The organism is Stenotrophomonas sp. 05N37, from assembly GCF_056397365.1.
Window position 1 is genome coordinate 545056 of record NZ_JBFTNG010000001.1, and the last position, 16303, is coordinate 561358.

Below are 16303 nucleotides of genomic sequence, written 5' to 3' on the forward strand. Positions count from 1 at the left end.
GTCGTGATCCGATCCGCTCAGATCTCGACCGGGCCGACGTCCATGCCGTCGTAATCCTCGACGCCATTGGCCTCGGCCAGCGCCTGCAACTCGTGGTTGCGGGCATCCAGCGACGCCTCGTCGTGCACCTCGGCGCGCTCCACGTGCAGCACGTGGTACGGCGCCTCGCCTTCCTCCAGGTCCGGTTCGAAGATCTCCACCAGCGTGTAGCCCATGCCGACCAGCTTCTCGGACAGGCCGGTCAGCGGCTCCGGGGTGGTGTTGACGAAGAAATAGCCCCACAGCATCGGGCCATTGAGGTCCCAATCGGTGTTCTCGCGGATGTTGGCGAACATCTCGTTGATCGCGGTGATATCCATCTTGCTGTCCTGTGTGCGTCTACCTGTGGGCCGTGGCACGCAGCCCCGGCCGGCGATGGATGTGCTGCAGCGCGCGGGCTGCAGGCGTAATGCCGGCAGCCTACTCCTTTCCGGCGGCGCTTACCTGTCGCAGCCCTGCAGCTTGAGCACCTGCCCCTGCTTGAGCGCGTAGGCCGGCGCCTTGAGCCCGTTGGCACGCGCCAGCTCGCGCACGTCGCACTGGAACTTGTCGGCGATCGCGCCCAGGGTCTGGCCCTTGCCGACCTTGTGGCTGCGTACCGGCTTGGCCTTGGCCTTCGGCTTGGCGGCCGGCGTGGCCACCGGCGCGATCGGCGTGGCGGCCACGGCCGTGGCCTGCACCTGCGCCACCGGCACCACGCTGCCCACCGCCACGTTGCCGGTATAGCTGGCCGCGCTCGGCCGCACGATCGCCGCATTGAGGTCGGCGGTGATCAAGGTGCGCGCCAGGTCCGCACGCGGACCGCTGACGCAGTAGCGGTTGTAGAGACCGGCGATGCGGGTGGTGGCGTTGATCGTGGTGCCGGCCGGGATCCAGCCGTCGGCCTCGTACCGCGGGTTGAGGTTGCGCAGCGCGCGCATGTAACCGTCGCGGGTGCCGGCGCTGCCCAGGCAGATGGTCAGCTCATAGATGCTGGTCGACTTGGCCAGGCGGATCGTGGCCGGCTGCGCGCTGATCTTCGGGAACTCCACGCCGTACTGCTGCGGGTGCAGGTAGATCCACGCCGCGGCGATCACCATCGGCACGTAGTCCTTGGTTTCACCGGGGAACTGGTTGTACACGCTGTCCACCCAGAAGCCCTGTCCGCCACTCTGCTTGAACACGCGCGCGGCGCGGCCTTCGCCGCCGTTGTAGCCGGCCAGCGACAGCTCGACGTTGCCGTTGAGCTCGCGCATGCGTTCATTGAGATAGGTCGCGCTGGCCTCGGCGGCGCTGCGTGCATCGAAGCGGGTGTCGAACCCGGTACCGTCCGGGCCCAGCCCGAAGCGACGCCCGGTAGCGGGCATGAACTGCATCAGCCCGGCGGCGCCCGCACGCGAAGAGGCATGCACGCGGCCATTGGACTCCTTGGCCATGATCCCGAACAGCAGCGCTTCGGGCAGGCCCCGCTTTTCCCACTCGGGCCACATCACCGCACGCAGGTTCTGGTAGTTCTCGTAGGTGGTCATCAACGCCGGGCGCATGTCGGTCAGCCAGCGGCGGATGCCGGCCTGCACGGCCGGGTTGTACTCGACCATGCTGTCGAAGGCGTGGCGCTTGTCATTCAACAGCGCCGCGGCGCGCGCGGCCTCGGGCACGTCGGCGGCGAGCGGGCTGGTGTGGTCCGGGTCGGCCTCGAGCAGGCCGCCATCGCTGGCCAGCGTGGCGTCGTCGCTGTCGCGGGTATCGGCGTTGTCCTTGAGCAGGCGCTTGTAGGCCGGCAGCATGTTGCTCACCTGGCAGCCCTTCTGGGCCACGCAGGCACTGATCACGTCCTCCATGTCCTCCAGCGCGGCATCGCCTTCGTTCTTGCCCTTCGGATCGGCGTTGGCCACCAGTACCAGCGCGTCGCGGTAGCGCTTCTCGGCGGCGGCCATGCGCTGGTCCAGCGCCTCGATCTTGGCCTTATCACGCGCGGAAACCCGCTGGGCATGTGCCTCGGGCACGAACGACAGCATCGCAGCCAGCGCCAACAGCGGCCAACCACGGACAAGCAAGACAGGAACGGGCATTTTTGGCACTGTGTGCGAAAGAAGGGGCAGAGTAGCCGCGCCGCTTGCATCGGGGCAACCCGGCAGGCAGCCGGACCTGCGCCGACGTTTAGAATCCAGCCTATTCAGATACCCTCCCCACACCGCACGTCCACCAGCGAGTTGACCATGGATCCGATCCTGCTCGGCAAAGGCATCACCGACGACATCGCCGTGACCCTGCAACCCCGCCTGGGCAACCGCCACGGCCTGGTGGCCGGGGCGACCGGCACCGGCAAGACGGTCACCCTGATGACCCTGGCCGAAGGTTTCTCGCGGATCGGGGTGCCGGTGTTCCTGGCCGACGTGAAGGGCGACGTGTCCGGCCTGGCCGTGCCCGGTGCGGGCAGCGAGGCACTGCTGCAGCGGGCCGCCGAAATCGGCGTGAGCGACTACGCGCCCGCGGCCAGCCCCACCATCTTCTGGGACCTGTACGGCAAGCTGGGGCACCCGGTGCGCACCACCGTGAGCGAAATGGGCCCCACCCTGCTCGCGCGCATCCTGGAACTCAACGACACCCAGTCCGGCGTGCTCGACATCGTCTTCAAGCTGGCCGACGACCGCGGCCTGCTGCTGCTCGACCTGGACGACCTGCGGGCGCTGCTCGGCCTGGTCGCCGACGAGCGCAAGGACATCTCCACCGAATACGGCCTGGTCAGCGCGCAGACCGTGGCGGCGATCCAGCGCTCGCTGCTGCGCCTGTCCCAGGATGGCGGCGAAGCCTTCTTCGGCGAGCCGGCCCTGGAACTGGCCGACATCATGCGGGTCAACCACGATGGCCGTGGCGTGATCGGCATCCTGGCCGCCGACCAGCTGGTGCTCAAGCCCAGGCTGTACTCCACCTTCCTGCTGTGGCTGCTGTCGGAGCTGTTCGAGACGCTGCCGGAAGTGGGCGACCTGGACAAGCCCAAGCTGGTCTTCATCTTCGACGAGGCCCACCTGCTGTTCGACGACGCCCCGCCGGCGCTGGTCCAGCGCATCGAGCAGGTGGTCCGCCTGATCCGCTCCAAGGGCGTGGGCGTGTACTTCTGCTCGCAGTTCCCCGATGACGTGCCGGCCAATATCCTGGGCCAGCTCGGCAACCGCGTGCAGCACGCGCTGCGTGCCTTCACCCCGCGCGACCAGAAGGCGGTGCGGACCGCCGCCGAAACCTTCGTCCCCAATCCGAAGCTGGACGTGGCCGCCGTACTGGCCAAGCTCGGCACCGGCGAAGCCCTCGTCTCGACGCTGCAGGACAAGGGCATTCCTTCGCCCGTACAGCAGACCCAGATTGCACCGCCGCGCTGTCGGATGGGCGCGATCAGCGAGGCCGAGCGCGCCCAGGTGCGTGCCGGCAGCCCGGTCGGCAGCCGCTACGACACCGCCATCAACCGCGAATCGGCCGCCGAACTGCTGGCCCAGCGCGCGCAGAAGGCGGTCGAACAGGCGGATGCGCCCAAGGCCCGCACCCGCGAGCAGGACGACCAGCAGGAAGGCGGCTTCGGGCAGTCGATCAAGGACGCCATCTTCGGCACCAAGCGCCGCCAGGGCATGATTGAAACGATGGCCAAGCAGACCACCCGCACCGTCGGCACCAAGCTGGGCAACCAGATCGTGCGCGGCATCCTGGGTGGCCTGTTCGGCGGCAAACGCTGATACTCGGTGCCGCGCCGCCTGCCGCGGCACCTTTTGAAGAGCACAGACAGACCCGATGTCGCGTTGGCGCCCCCCTGCGGAAAAAAGTACGGCCCTGATCACCGCACAGGGCCACCAGCGACTCAAGCATGAGCTGGATGACCTGTGGCGCGTGCGCCGTCCCGAGGTGGTCAAGGCACTGGCCGCCGCGGCCGCCGAAGGCGACCGCTCGGAGAACGCCGAGTACACCTACCGCAAGAAGCAGTTGGGCGAGATCGACCGCCGCGTGCGCTACCTGACCAAGCGGCTGGAATCACTGCGCGTGGTCGATACCACGCCGAGCGACCCGCAGGCGGTGTTCTTCGGGGCATGGGTGGAACTGGAGAACGTGGACAGCGGCGATGTGAGCCGGTATCGCATCGTCGGCCCGGACGAGACCGACGCCGCCACCGGCTGGATCAGCATCGACTCGCCGCTGGCGCGCGCGCTGCTGAAGAAGCGCGTGGACGATGAATTCGAGGTGGAACTGCCCAGCGGGCGCACCGGCTTTGCGATCCTCGCGGTGGAGTACGGCGTGGGCTGAGGCGTTTGCGCCGTTCAACGCACCGCGTCACCGCGGGTGGTGCAGCGCTATCGGCGGGTGCTGGGCAACCTACCCTGCCGTGTGCGTGTCACCCGCGTCGTGGGCCGCGGGCGGTGTGCGGCGCGGGATAGCACCGGCCATCGCGCAGCGGCCGGAAGTAGTCGGCCTGCCGGTAAAACGCCGCATCCTGCCGCCGATGCCAGCCCGGAATGCCCGCCAATGGCAACGGCCGCAGTTCCAGCGGGTCGTCGAGGATGCAACCGCTCTCGATCATCTGCGCGACCTGCGCCACGGCGCACGCGTCCTCGTCGGCGCACACCACCACGCACTTGCCCACCAGCAGACGCCCCGGCAGCAAGGCCTGCTCCATCAAGGCATGCCCGATCACCGCCGCCACGGCGATTTCGCCGCTGCGCCAGCGACCTGCCCCGTCCACGAACATCGCCGCCCAGTCATGCCGATCCCAGGCCTGCACCATCGCCGGATCGTGGACGCGCACGATCACGCCGGTTTCGTCGAACTGGGTCAGCGCCGCCTGCGCACGGTTGCGCTGCCGCGGACCGTGGCAGCCGATGTGCAGGCATTGGCGCGCGTTGAGCGCCTTCTTGATGGCCGGATGGCGCGCCCACACCAGCGCGTTGAACAGGTCGTGCCAGTTCTCCGCGCGCGTGGCGATGCGGCCCTGGGCAATGCGCTGCTCGTAATGCAGGCCGTCGGCCAGCAGCGCCTCGTCCTGCTCGACCAGCTGACGGCCCGGCACTGCCAGGCGGGCATCCAGCGCCGCGACGGTCGGCCAGTCGGCCGCCGTCATCAGATCGGCGTAGCGGGAAACGCCGGCAAACAGCGGCTGGGCGAAGACGTCCGCGGCCACCGCGCCACGCGGCGGTGCGATGAAACGGCGGCGCGTGCCACCGGCATCGACCGCCGCCGCGGTCACAGCACCTGCAGATCGAACGGCTTGCGCGCCGTTTCCACGATCAGTGCATCGCCGTACAGGTCGTGCTCGTCGCTCTCGGTGATCTCCACATCGACGAACTGACCCACGCGCAGCCTGGCTTCCTCGGCATTCTGGATATGCACCAGGCCATCGATCTCCGGCGCATCGGCCTTGGAACGGGCCACCGCGATGCCGTCCTCGATCGCATCGACCAGGCACTGCTGCACGCTGCCGATCTTGGCCTCCAGGCGCGCGGCGGAAATCTCCGCCTGGCGGGCCATGAAGCGGGCCAGGCGTTCCTGCTTCACTTCCTCAGGCACCGCATCGGGCAGGTCGTTGGCGGTGGCACCGGTCACCGGCGAGTAGGCGAACGCACCGACGCGGTCCAGCTGCGCCTCGTCCAGGAAGCCCAGCAGTTCCTCGAACTCGGCCTCGGTCTCGCCGGGGAAGCCGACGATGAAGGTCGAGCGCACGGTGATGTCCGGGCAGAGCTGGCGCCAGCGCTGCACGCGCTCCAGGGTCTTGTCGACCGCGCCCGGGCGCTTCATCAGCTTGAGGATGCGCGGGCTGGCGTGCTGGAACGGGATGTCCAGGTACGGCAGGATCCGGTTCTCGGCCATCAGCGGCACGATCTCGTCCACGTGCGGGTACGGGTAGACGTAATGCATGCGGGTCCAGGCGTCCAGTTCGGACAGGCCTTCGCACAGTGCCTTCAGCCGGGTCTGGTACGCCTTGTCGCGCCACATGCGTTCGGCGTATTTCACATCCACGCCGTAGGCCGAGGTGTCCTGGGACACCACCAGCAGCTCCTTCACCCCGCCGCGCACCAGCCGCTCGGCTTCGCGCAGCACTTCATCGACCGGGCGCGAGACCAGCTTGCCGCGCATCGAGGGAATGATGCAGAAGCTGCATTTATGGTTGCAGCCTTCGGAAATCTTCAGATACGCGTAGTGGCGCGGGGTCAGCTTGATGCCGTAGTCGGGCACCAGGTCCACGAACGGATCGTGCTTGGGCGGCAGCGCGGCATGCACGGCCTCCATCACGCTCAGGTAGTCCTGCGGGCCGGACACGGCCAGCACGTTCGGGTAGGCCTCGCGGATCTGTTCCGGACGCTTGCCCAGGCAGCCGGTGACAATCACCTTGCCGTTGGCATTCATCGCCTCGCCAATGGCATCCAGCGACTCGGTCACGGCCGAATCGATGAAGCCGCAGGTGTTGACCACCACCACGTCGGCCGAATCGTAGGAAGGGACGATGTCGTAGCCTTCGGACCGCAGCTGGGTAAGGATGCGCTCGGAATCGACGAGGGCCTTCGGGCAGCCAAGGCTGACGAAGCCGACTTTGGGGTTCAGCTGGGACATGGAATCGCGGGACTCTGGGGGCCTGGGCCCATGCCGGAATGGCGTGGGGACCTGGGGCCGGAAACGGCGGCAAGTATACCGGCGTTGCGCCCCGCCCCCTGAATCGGATCGCGCCGATGCCGCCCGATCCGGCATGGCCGCTGACATCCCGCTAACCGGTGGGGGCCGGATAATGAATGCCTGAACCAACAGGAGTCACGCATCATGGGTGAGTGGGTCACGCTCGATACGCATCACGGTCCGGTCCGCGCCTGGCAGGCCACCCCGGAGGGCAAGCCCCGGGCCGGCCTGGTGGTCATCCAGGAGATCTTCGGCGTCAACCCGCACATGCGCGAGGTGGCCGAGGGCTTTGCGGCGCAGGGCTATGCGGTGCTGGCCCCGTCGTTCTTCGATCTCATCGACGGGGTGGACGCCGACCCCGATGCCCTGCCCTACACCCCCGAGGGCATGAAGCAGGGGCTGGAGCGGGTGGACGCGCTGGGCGTGGAGAGGGCCCTGGAGGTGGTGCGCGCGGCGGCCTCGCGGCTGGCCCCGGCGGGCAAGGTCGGCACGGTGGGCTATTGCTGGGGCGGCAGTATCGCGCTGCTGTCGGCGCTGCGGCTGGGCCTGCCCTCGGTAAGCTATTACGGCGCGCGCAACGTGCAGTTCCTGGATGAAACGCCGAAGGCGCCGGTGATGTTCCACTTCGGAGCGCAGGACAAGAGCATCCCGCCGGAGGCGGTGGCGGCCCATCGCGAGAAGCTGCCGCAGATGGCCACGTTCGTCTACCCGGCCGACCACGGCTTCAACCGCAGCGTCGGACATGCGTATGATCCAGACAGCGCCGCCCTGGCGCTGGAACGCACCCTGGACTTCTTTGCGGAGCATCTTGGATGAGCGAGTTCGAACTGGATTCACGCCTGGCCACCGATAGCGTACTGGTAGCAGAAGGGCCGTTGTCGCAAGTGCGACTGATGAACGACGAGCGGTACCCCTGGTTGATCCTGGTGCCGCGCCTGGCCGGCATCACCGAGTGGATCGACCTGGACGGGGAGCAGCAGGACAAGCTGCGGACCGAGTTGAACCGCGCCTGCAAGGCGCTCAAGGGCACCGATGGGGTGGAGAAGATCAACATCGGTTCGCTGGGCAACATCGTGCGCCAGCTGCACTTCCACGTGATCGGCCGCCACGTCGGTGATCCGGCCTGGCCCGGACCGGTGTGGGGCCAGGGCCAGGCGCACCGTTACGATGGCCAGGTGCTGTCCGAACGTGTCGCCTACTGGAAGGAACGGCTAGGATATTCGCCCCAGCCCTAGCGGACCCTGCCCCTGATGCGTTCCAACCTCGTCGCTGCCATCGTCCTGATCGTCGTCGGCCTGTTCCTGCTGGCCAGCAACCTGGGCTGGACCAACATGAACCTGGGTCGCCTTATCCTTACCTGGTGGCCCGTGATCCTGGTGGCGGTCGGCATCGGGTTGCTGTTCGGTCGCGGCAAGTAGAGCGGACCGTTGGTCCACTGCTTTTAGGACTACTGACAGTCCGGTTACCCTGCCGGACTCCGGACCAGGCCACAAAAAAGCGCGGCGTACGCCGCGCTTTTTTTTGGTCGCCACCATTGAAAAGTAACGGTAGCCGCAGAGGCAGCCGACCAACGGTCGGCGCTACCAGGCCCGGACGCGGCCGCACGCCCGGGGATTGACCAGGTGCGCCGCGCCACCCGCGTGGTGATCAGGTGCGCGGCAGGGTGACGCCGGTCTGGCCCTGGTACTTGCCGCCGCGATCCTTGTAGGAGGTCTCGCAGATGTCGTCCTTGTCGGCCTGGAAGAACAGCATCTGCGCCACGCCTTCATTGGCATAGATGCGCGCCGGCAGTGGCGTGGTGTTGCTGAATTCCAGCGTGACGTGGCCTTCCCACTCCGGTTCCAGCGGGGTCACGTTGACGATGATCCCGCAGCGCGCGTAGGTGCTCTTGCCCAAGCACACCACCAGCGTATCGCGCGGAATGCGGAAATATTCCACCGTGCGCGCCAGCGCAAAGCTGTTCGGCGGGATGATGCACTCGTCGCCGACGATGTCCACGAAACTGCCCGGATCGAAGTGCTTGGGGTCCACGATCGTGGAGTTGATGTTGGTGAACACCTTGAACTCGCGCGAGCAGCGCACGTCGTAGCCGTAGCTGGAGGTGCCGTAGCTGACGATGCGCTGGCCGTTGGCCTGCTTGACCTGGCCGGCTTCGAACGGCTCGATCATGCCCTGCTGTTCGGCCATCTGACGGATCCAGCGGTCACTCTTGATGCTCATGGGGGGTCCTGGGTGCGAAAGGAACAACGGCACCGCCAACGGGCGCCCGGGCCACGATTCTAAACAGCCGCCCCCGCCGCGACCAGCGGCGCCGCCCCTGGCCCGGCCACGACTCGGCCCGGCAGAGCCGGGCTGGCGCCATGCGCCGCCGCCAGGGCAGCCGCGCTCAGATCAGCGAGGACAGGATCGGGATGCTCGCGCGCGGACGCTTGCCCATTTCCTCGACCAGCCGCTCGGCCGCACGCAGGTAGGCCTGCGCCGCCGTCGACTCCGGCGCTGCCGCGGTGATCGGCGTGCCCGCATCGCCCTGCTCGCGGATGCCGATCTCCAGCGGCAGCGATCCCAGCAACGGCACGCCGTACTGCGCCGCCATGCGCTCACCGCCGCCCTCGCCGAACAGGTGCTCGACCTGGCCGCAGTTGCGGCAGGTATGCACGGCCATGTTCTCGATGATGCCGAGCACCGGCACCTCCACCTTCTCGAACATTTTCAGCGCCTTCTTCGCGTCCAGCGTGGCGATGTCCTGCGGCGTGGTCACGATCACCGCCCCGGCCAGCGGAATCTTCTGGGTCAGGGTCAGCTGGATGTCGCCGGTGCCCGGCGGCAGGTCGATCAGCAGGTAGTCCAGGTCATCCCACAACGTGTCATTGAAGAACTGGGTCATCGCCGAGGTGGCCATGGGGCCGCGCCAGATCATCGGCGTCTCGTCCTCGATCAGGTAGCCGATCGACATCGTTTCCACGCCGAACGCACGCATCGGCTCGATCGACTTGTTGTCCGGACTCTCCGGGCGGCCGCTCAGGCCCAGCATCGCCGGCACGCTCGGGCCGTAGATGTCCGCATCGAGCAGACCCACGCGCGCGCCGAGCCTGGCCAGCGCCACGGCGAGGTTGACCGCGGTGGTCGACTTGCCCACCCCACCCTTGCCCGACCCCACCGCGATCACGTTGCGGATGCGCGGATGCGGGCTGAGGCCCTTCTGCACCTGGCTGGCATGGGGACGACGCGTCTGGTTGCTGCTCACTGCATGACTCCGAAAGAAAACGGCACGAATAGCCAAACATCATACAACCTTGACCAACGCTGACTGGAAATCGCAATTGCTAGCAATCCATGCAATTTTCGTTAAGTTCATGTTAGGTTCGAGTGGCACTACGTTCAGCGTTTTCCGCGCATTGCGGGAGGGAATCTTGGCGTGGGTGCGTTCTCGTTTCTGCACTTTGGACTATTGATGACTTACAGCTCTACCGCACGTCGCAACACGCTCGCCGCTGCATTGTTCTCCGCCCTGATCGCCACCGCAGCCGCTCCGGCCATGGCACAGGAAAAGGCCACGACGCTCGACAAGGTCACCGTCACCGGCTCGCTGATTCCGCAGACCGATCTCGAAACCCAGACCCCGGTGATGTCGATCACCGCCGAGGACATCCAGACCCGCGGCTTCACCAGCGTCGCCGAGGTGCTGCAGCAGTCCTCGCTGACCACCGGTGGCCTGCAGGGCGGCCAGACCTCCGCCTCGTTCACCCAGGGCGCTGAAGCGGCCGGCATGTTCGGCCTGAACCCGGGGTACACCAAGTACCTGATCAACGGTCGCCCGATGATGTCCTACCCGGCGCTGTACAACGGCGGCGACACGTTCAACAACATCAGCGGCATCCCGATCGACATCGTCGAGCGCATCGAAGTCCTGCCGGGCGGCCAGTCGTCGCTGTACGGCTCGGATGCGATCGCCGGCGTGGTCAACATCATCCTCAAGGAACGCATGGACGGCGGCACCGTCACCGTGCGTGGCGGCAGCTACACCGAAGGCGGCGGCAACAGCGTGCGCCTGAGCGCCGCGCATGGCTTCAGCGCGTTCGACGACCGCTTCAACGCACTGGTCAACGTGCAGATCGAGTCGAGCAACCCGATCTGGGGCTACCAGCGCGACCTCACCCGCACCACCAACGCCAACGGCTACACCGCGCAGGTGCCGGGCAATGACTTCGCCGTCATCGATGCCGATACCAACCGCCTGTACATGATGGACCCGAGCAACTGCGCCAGCGTCGCCGGCCAGTTCGGTGGCACCACCGTGATGGGCACGCGCGCATCCGGCCTGTCCTGCGGCTCGGTGTATGGCGCCGGCTACAAGACCGTCAAGAACGGCAAGGACAGCGGCCAGTTCTATTCCGCGCTGACCTTCGACGTCAACGACAACCTGCAGCTGTTCGCCGACCTGCTCTACAGCAAGGAAAAGACCGAGTACACCTCCGGTTCGAACTACCTGTGGTGGGGCACCAAGAGCACCATGGGCGGCTTCTACGACCAGTCCTCGGGCAAGGTGGTCAACCTGCAGCGCGCCTTCGCACCGGAAGACATCGGTGGCCAGGGCTACAACGACGTGCTCAACAGCGACGAGAGCCGCTCCTACCAGGTCACCCTGGGCGCCAAGGGCGCGGCCGGCAACTGGGACTACAGCGCCAGCTTCACCCGCGGTGAGTACAAGCTCACCGAAAACAAGTTCATGCGTTGGCAGGACCCGATCAACAACTACTTCGCCGAACACGTGCTGGGCCCGAGCCTGGGCACCAACGAAGACGGCTGGGACATCTACAACCCGAACTGGGGCGCGTTCTACTCGGCGATCTCGCCGGAAGATTTCGCCAGCTTCACCGGCTACGCACACAACCGCAGCCGCACCTGGCAGAACCTGGCGCGCGCGCAGGTCACCAACGGCTCGCTGTTCACGCTGCCGGGCGGCGATGCCGGCTTTGCAGTCGTCGTCGAAGGCGGCAGCGAAGGCTGGGACTACTCGCCCGACCAGCGCGTGCTCGATGGCCAGGCGTGGGGTTCGTCGGCCGTGGCCGGCAATGGCCACCGCAGCAACTACGCGGTGACCTCCGAGCTGCGCATGCCGGTGCTGGAACAGCTCACCGTGACCGCCTCCGGTCGCTATGACGCGTTCAAGATCGCCGACAACACCGTCGACAAGGCCACCTACAGCCTGGGCCTGGAATACCGTCCGCTGCAGAGCCTGCTGGTCCGCGGCAAGTACGGCACCGCCTTCCGCGCGCCGACCCTGTCCGATGCCTTCCAGGGCACCAGCGGCTACTACGCCAACAACTCGACCGACTACTACCGTTGCGGCCAGTTGGGCTATGCGCCGGGCAACACCGCCGACTGCCGTTACGACAACAGCGTCTCGGTGTACTCCGAGCGCGCCGGCAACCCGGACCTGGAGCCGATCACCGCCGATGTGTGGAACGCCGGCCTGGTCTGGGCCCCGATGGCGAACCTGTCGATCTCGGCCGATTACTACAACTGGAAGATCGAGAACGAGGTCGACACGGCCAGCACCGACCAGCTGCTGTTGGCCGAGTACTACTGCCGCAACAGCCTGCCCAACGCCGCCTCGGCCACCTGCCAGAACGTGGCCGACTGGGTGGTGCGTGACGCCGCCGGCAACCTGAGCAGCCTGTACACGCCGAAGATGAACGTGGCTCGCCAGAACCTGCAGGCCGTCACCGTCGGCTTCAAGTACCTGCAGGACATCGGCCGTTTCGGTGCGCTGCAGTTCTCGGGCAACTACACCAACATGCTCAAGCGTGAAGTGCAGTCCGAGCCGGGCGAGGACTTCCAGGACCTGCTGGGCAACCCGGTGGCGATGTGGAACTACGACAACTACGCCAAGGTGCGCAGCGATGCCGCCGTGGCCTGGTCGCTCGGCAGGTTCACCACCACCGCCTACGCCAACTACGTGGGCAAGACCCCGAACTACCTGGCCGGCCTGAATGGCTACGACTACGTGCACACCGCGTCGGGCAAGGCCGCAGGCAAGTGGGGCTCGTACACCACCTACAACCTGAGCGTGAACTATCGCGCCCAGGATGACCTGACCCTGTCGCTGATGGTCAACAACGTGTTCAACAAGATGCCCGAAGGCCAGGCATACAGCTACCCGGGTACCTCCGGCACGCCGTACAACAGCGCCTTCTACAGCATCTACGGGCGCGCCGTGTATGCGCAGATGAAGTACGACTTCGGCAAGTAATCGCCGCCGTCGCGCACGACGAAAGGCCCCGCTTCGGCGGGGCCTTTTTTTGTGCCGCACGCCGGCCGCGGACCCGGGCGAAGGCGGCAGGACCGTCCTTATTCCGATTTGTTCTTAGCCAGGAAAATGAACGCCCCGTGTATGGCCCGGACTGTCCCCAGCGCCAGTCCGGGACACCGCGAGCGGTTACCGGGGATGGTTGCACGCGCAACTAAATTCCTTGCAATCAATCACTTGCGCAGATTTCAGCGCAAACCCAACGGCAGCAAGGCGGTTTGCCGATCGTGTCTTTATGACGCGGTGATGAACAGTTGACAGCGCAAGTTAAGCTCGTGTTAACTTCGAGTCATCGGCTTGTGAAGCTGATTACAGGGGGCAGCGGTACGGGCCCGTCGGGAGCAAAAAGGTGTCCGGTTCGGCCAAGAAGGCCTGCTCACCGTCACCTGGCGCACAGAACTGATTTCAAGGGGAACTATTCATGGCAAATCGCACGCTGCTCAGCCGCAACCCGCTGAGCTTTGCGCTGGCATCGGCGCTGGTCGTTTCGGCCGTCGCTCCGGCGTTCGCACAGGAAGCCGGCAACGAGGCCGGTGGCAAGAACGCCACCAACCTGGACCGCGTCTCCGTGGTCGGTTCGCGCATCAAGCGCTCGGACGTCGAAGGCCCGGCGCCGGTGACCGTGATCACCCGCACCGACATCGACCGCGAAGGCTTCCAGACCGTCGGCGACATGCTGCAGACGCTGACCCAGAACACCACCTCCTCGTTCACCGGCGACCTGGCCGTGACCGGCTTCACCCCCAACGCGCAGGTGGTCAACCTGCGTAACCTGGGCCCGGGCTACACCCTGACCCTGGTCAACGGCCGCCGTCCGGCGCAGTACCCGCAGCCGTACAACCGCGACAACAACGTCGCCAACATCAACTCGATCCCGAGCAGCATCGTCGAGCGCGTGGAAGTGCTGACCGGTGGCGCCTCGGCCATTTACGGTTCCGACGCCGTCGCCGGCGTGGTCAACATCGTGCTGCGCGAGCATTACGACGGCAACCTGGTCCGTCTGACCACCGGCACCACCGCTGAAGGCGGCGGTGACACGGTCAACCTGGAACTGACCGGCGGCCGTACCGGCGATCGTTGGAGCGCGGTGTGGGCCCTGCAGTACAGCGATCGCGAGGCGGTCTACGCCAACCAGCGCGAGTGGCTGTCCGACCTGCGTGAAGGCCCGCTGGGCAAGACCGCCAACCCGGGCCTGTCGCTGATCGCGATCCGCGGCCTGACCTCGGCCAACGGTGCCGTCAACCAGAATGCCTACTACCCGGGCCAGGCCAAGTGCGACGCCCTGGGCTTCACCACGGTCACCACCGCCGCGCGCGGCACCTACTGCGGCTCGTACGACAGCAACGCGGCGCGCTCGATCTCCAACCAGCGCCAGTTCTACTCGGCGTACGGCTACGGCACCTTCGACTTCACCGACACCACCCAGGGCTGGGCCAGCGTCAACTACTACACCACCAGCGCCAAGGCCAGCGCCGGCACGGAGTTCTGGGGCACCTCGGGCGACAAGTTCAACATCCTGTCCAACGGCGCCACCAGCGCGTACTACTACGATGCCGGCCTGCGCGACATCGTGCAGCTGCAGCGCGTCTTCACCGCCGCCGAGCTGGGTGGCAACGATGCGGCCAGCACCAAGTACGACGAGTACACCTACGACTTCGCCGCCGGCGTGCGTGGCACCATCGCCGACCGCTTCGACTGGGAAGCCACCGGTGGCTACGGCTACTACAACTACAAGATGGACCGCCCGCGCCTGCTCGCGCAGTCGGTGCATGACTACTTCCTGGGCCCGGTCCTGGGCTACAGCAACGCCGGTGGCACCGGTGCGGGCGTCTACCCGATCCACCGCCTGAACCTGGATCGCTGGTCCTCGCCGATCACCCCGGAGATCTACCAGTCGTTCGCGACCCGCGTGATCAACCGCTCCGAGACCAGCGTGGCCAACGCCGCGTTCAACATCAGCGGCGACCTGTTCGAACTGCCGGCCGGCGCCGTTGGCTTCGCCAGCGTGCTGGAGTGGAACCGCCAGAAGATGGACATGGTGAGCGACCCGCGCACCGACCAGCTGCGCCCGATCGACGGCCAGACCATCTACAACCTGACCAGCTCCGGTGAAACCCACGGTACCCGCGACCGCTACGCGGTGGGCGCCGAGTTCCGCGTGCCGATCTTCAGCAGCCTCAACGCCAATGCCGCGGCGCGCTACGACAAGTACGACGACATCTCCTCGGTCGACGCGTCCACCACGTACAACCTGGGCCTGGAATGGCGTCCGTTCAGCAACCTGCTGGTGCGTGGCAGCTACGCCACCAGCTTCCGTGCGCCGGACATGCAGCTGATCTACGCCGGCGGTGCCGCGTCCTACACCACCGAGCTGGATGAGTACGCCTGCCGTTCCGGTACCGGTCCGGGCGCTGCCCAGGGCCCGCGTACCCGCACCCAGTGCAACACCCCGACCTCCGATCCGACCAAGTACTCGGTGCAGACCCTGGTGGCCGGCAACCCGAACCTGACCGAAGAGAAGGGCAAGTCGTGGGGCGCAGGCTTCGTGTGGGACATCACCGATGGCATGTCGCTGACGGTTGACTACTACCGCATCCGCCTGGAAGACGCAGCTGCCCAGCTCAGCAACGACTACCTGCTGCGCGCCGAAGCGGCGTGCCGCCTGGGCACCGCCAGCGACGGTCGCTCGGTGCCGAGTGCCTCGGTCTGCGAAAACGTGCTTGGCCTGATCACCCGCACCAACCTGCCCGGCTCGCCGGACGACGGCCGCATCCAGCGCATCAACAACGCCTACATCAACACCGCGCTGCAGGACACCAGCGGTATCGATGCAAGCTACAAGTACACGCTGGACACCGATCGCTGGGGCCGCTTCAACGTTGACCTGGGTTACTCGCTGACCCTGACCAACAAGTACCAGCAGACCGCCGACGACGAGCTGATCGACTACCGCGACCTGCCGCCGGAGTACTTCAACCCCGAGCGCAGCCGCGCCCGCGGCAGCCTGACCTGGACCAAGGGCGACTGGGCCACCACCGTGTTCGGTACCCGTTACGGCTCGGCCTTCAGCTATGCCGAAGCCGACGGCACCAACGCCGCCGGCGGTGTCTACTCGCGTCGCCTGGAACCGTACTTCCTGTGGAACCTGAGCGTCGGCAAGAAGTTCGGCGAGAACGTGCTGGCGACCTTCCAGGTGGTCAACGTGTTCGACAACCAGTACCGCAAGGACAACAGCAACACGACCTACCCGTTCTACGACCCGTTCATCGGCGCCGATCCGCTCGGCCGTCGCTTCTACGTGAGCCTGCAGTACAAGTTCTGATCCTCGCT

The 16303-nt window shown here is 66.5% G+C and carries 13 protein-coding genes; 7 read left to right on the plus strand and 6 right to left on the minus strand.

The features are described 5' to 3' along the window. Positions 1-17: 17 nt before the first annotated feature. Positions 18-359 carry a ribonuclease E inhibitor RraB gene (locus tag AC1DGC_RS02520; RefSeq protein WP_394160833.1) on the minus strand — a complete coding sequence of 114 codons (342 nt, stop codon included), beginning with the start codon at positions 357-359 and terminating at the stop codon, positions 18-20. 120 nt (positions 360-479) lie between these two features. Further along, complete coding sequence (locus tag AC1DGC_RS02525) at positions 480-2090, minus strand: transglycosylase SLT domain-containing protein (RefSeq protein ID WP_394160835.1); 1611 nt, start codon at positions 2088-2090, stop codon at positions 480-482. Positions 2091-2237: 147 nt separating this feature from the next. Here AC1DGC_RS02525 and AC1DGC_RS02530 point away from each other — a divergent pair, with 147 nt between their 5' ends. Further along, complete coding sequence (locus tag AC1DGC_RS02530) at positions 2238-3743, plus strand: helicase HerA-like domain-containing protein (protein ID WP_449334779.1); 1506 nt, start codon at positions 2238-2240, stop codon at positions 3741-3743. A gap of 55 nt (positions 3744-3798) precedes the next feature. Further along, the gene (gene greB, locus AC1DGC_RS02535) at positions 3799-4305 is read left to right on the plus strand and encodes a transcription elongation factor GreB (RefSeq protein ID WP_449334778.1); all 507 of its coding nucleotides are present in this window, start codon (positions 3799-3801) and stop codon (positions 4303-4305) included. 88 nt (positions 4306-4393) lie between these two features. Here the strand turns inward: greB and AC1DGC_RS02540 are convergent, their stop codons facing one another. Beyond that, positions 4394-5242: a DUF3025 domain-containing protein gene (locus AC1DGC_RS02540; protein WP_478047149.1), complete on the minus strand. Its 849-nt coding sequence runs from the start codon at positions 5240-5242 to the stop codon at positions 4394-4396. Continuing rightward, the gene (rimO, locus tag AC1DGC_RS02545) at positions 5239-6603 is read right to left on the minus strand and encodes a 30S ribosomal protein S12 methylthiotransferase RimO (protein ID WP_259205751.1); all 1365 of its coding nucleotides are present in this window, start codon (positions 6601-6603) and stop codon (positions 5239-5241) included. The genes AC1DGC_RS02540 and rimO overlap by 4 nt, the downstream gene beginning before the upstream one ends. A 204-nt stretch (positions 6604-6807) precedes the next feature. Here rimO and AC1DGC_RS02550 point away from each other — a divergent pair, with 204 nt between their 5' ends. From AC1DGC_RS02550 to AC1DGC_RS02560, 3 genes are read left to right on the plus strand one after another with little or no spacing between them, the layout of a single operon-like run. Next, positions 6808-7479, plus strand: coding sequence for a dienelactone hydrolase family protein (locus AC1DGC_RS02550; protein WP_478047150.1), 672 nt, complete (start codon positions 6808-6810; stop codon positions 7477-7479). Continuing rightward, positions 7476-7898 carry an HIT domain-containing protein gene (locus AC1DGC_RS02555; protein WP_259205759.1) on the plus strand — a complete coding sequence of 141 codons (423 nt, stop codon included), beginning with the start codon at positions 7476-7478 and terminating at the stop codon, positions 7896-7898. Before AC1DGC_RS02550 ends, AC1DGC_RS02555 begins: the two co-directional genes overlap by 4 nt. A 15-nt stretch (positions 7899-7913) precedes the next feature. Then, entirely contained in the window at positions 7914-8081 is a 168-nt protein-coding gene (locus AC1DGC_RS02560) for a LiaI-LiaF-like domain-containing protein (RefSeq protein ID WP_259205760.1), read from the plus strand. A 229-nt stretch (positions 8082-8310) separates the two neighbouring features. On the opposite strand, the gene dcd is transcribed toward AC1DGC_RS02560, so the two are convergent. Continuing rightward, entirely contained in the window at positions 8311-8883 is a 573-nt protein-coding gene (dcd, locus tag AC1DGC_RS02565) for a dCTP deaminase (protein ID WP_088433273.1), read from the minus strand. A gap of 166 nt (positions 8884-9049) precedes the next feature. After that, positions 9050-9907, minus strand: a complete 858-nt coding sequence (apbC, locus tag AC1DGC_RS02570) for an iron-sulfur cluster carrier protein ApbC (RefSeq protein ID WP_394160845.1) — start codon at positions 9905-9907, stop codon at positions 9050-9052. Positions 9908-10114: 207 nt separating this feature from the next. Between apbC and AC1DGC_RS02575 the strand changes: the two genes are divergently transcribed. Next, a complete protein-coding gene (locus AC1DGC_RS02575; RefSeq protein ID WP_259205766.1) occupies positions 10115-12916 on the plus strand; it encodes a TonB-dependent receptor plug domain-containing protein in 2802 nt (933 codons plus the stop codon). A gap of 478 nt (positions 12917-13394) precedes the next feature. Beyond that, positions 13395-16295: a TonB-dependent receptor domain-containing protein gene (locus tag AC1DGC_RS02580; protein WP_259205767.1), complete on the plus strand. Its 2901-nt coding sequence runs from the start codon at positions 13395-13397 to the stop codon at positions 16293-16295. Positions 16296-16303: the final 8 nt, after the last annotated feature.

What these genes read in the sequence shown, in the direction of transcription:
- AC1DGC_RS02550 (WP_478047150.1), top strand. Translation starts at nt 6,808, where the DNA reads ATGGGTGAGTGGGTCACGCTCGATACGCATCACGGTCCGGTCCGCGCC.
- rimO (WP_259205751.1), bottom strand. Translation starts at nt 6,603, where the DNA reads ATGTCCCAGCTGAACCCCAAAGTCGGCTTCGTCAGCCTTGGCTGCCCG.
- greB (WP_449334778.1), top strand. Translation starts at nt 3,799, where the DNA reads ATGTCGCGTTGGCGCCCCCCTGCGGAAAAAAGTACGGCCCTGATCACC.
- AC1DGC_RS02560 (WP_259205760.1), top strand. Translation starts at nt 7,914, where the DNA reads ATGCGTTCCAACCTCGTCGCTGCCATCGTCCTGATCGTCGTCGGCCTG.
- AC1DGC_RS02555 (WP_259205759.1), top strand. Translation starts at nt 7,476, where the DNA reads ATGAGCGAGTTCGAACTGGATTCACGCCTGGCCACCGATAGCGTACTG.
- AC1DGC_RS02580 (WP_259205767.1), top strand. Translation starts at nt 13,395, where the DNA reads ATGGCAAATCGCACGCTGCTCAGCCGCAACCCGCTGAGCTTTGCGCTG.
- AC1DGC_RS02520 (WP_394160833.1), bottom strand. Translation starts at nt 359, where the DNA reads ATGGATATCACCGCGATCAACGAGATGTTCGCCAACATCCGCGAGAAC.
- AC1DGC_RS02530 (WP_449334779.1), top strand. Translation starts at nt 2,238, where the DNA reads ATGGATCCGATCCTGCTCGGCAAAGGCATCACCGACGACATCGCCGTG.
- AC1DGC_RS02525 (WP_394160835.1), bottom strand. Translation starts at nt 2,090, where the DNA reads ATGCCCGTTCCTGTCTTGCTTGTCCGTGGTTGGCCGCTGTTGGCGCTG.
- dcd (WP_088433273.1), bottom strand. Translation starts at nt 8,883, where the DNA reads ATGAGCATCAAGAGTGACCGCTGGATCCGTCAGATGGCCGAACAGCAG.
- AC1DGC_RS02575 (WP_259205766.1), top strand. Translation starts at nt 10,115, where the DNA reads ATGACTTACAGCTCTACCGCACGTCGCAACACGCTCGCCGCTGCATTG.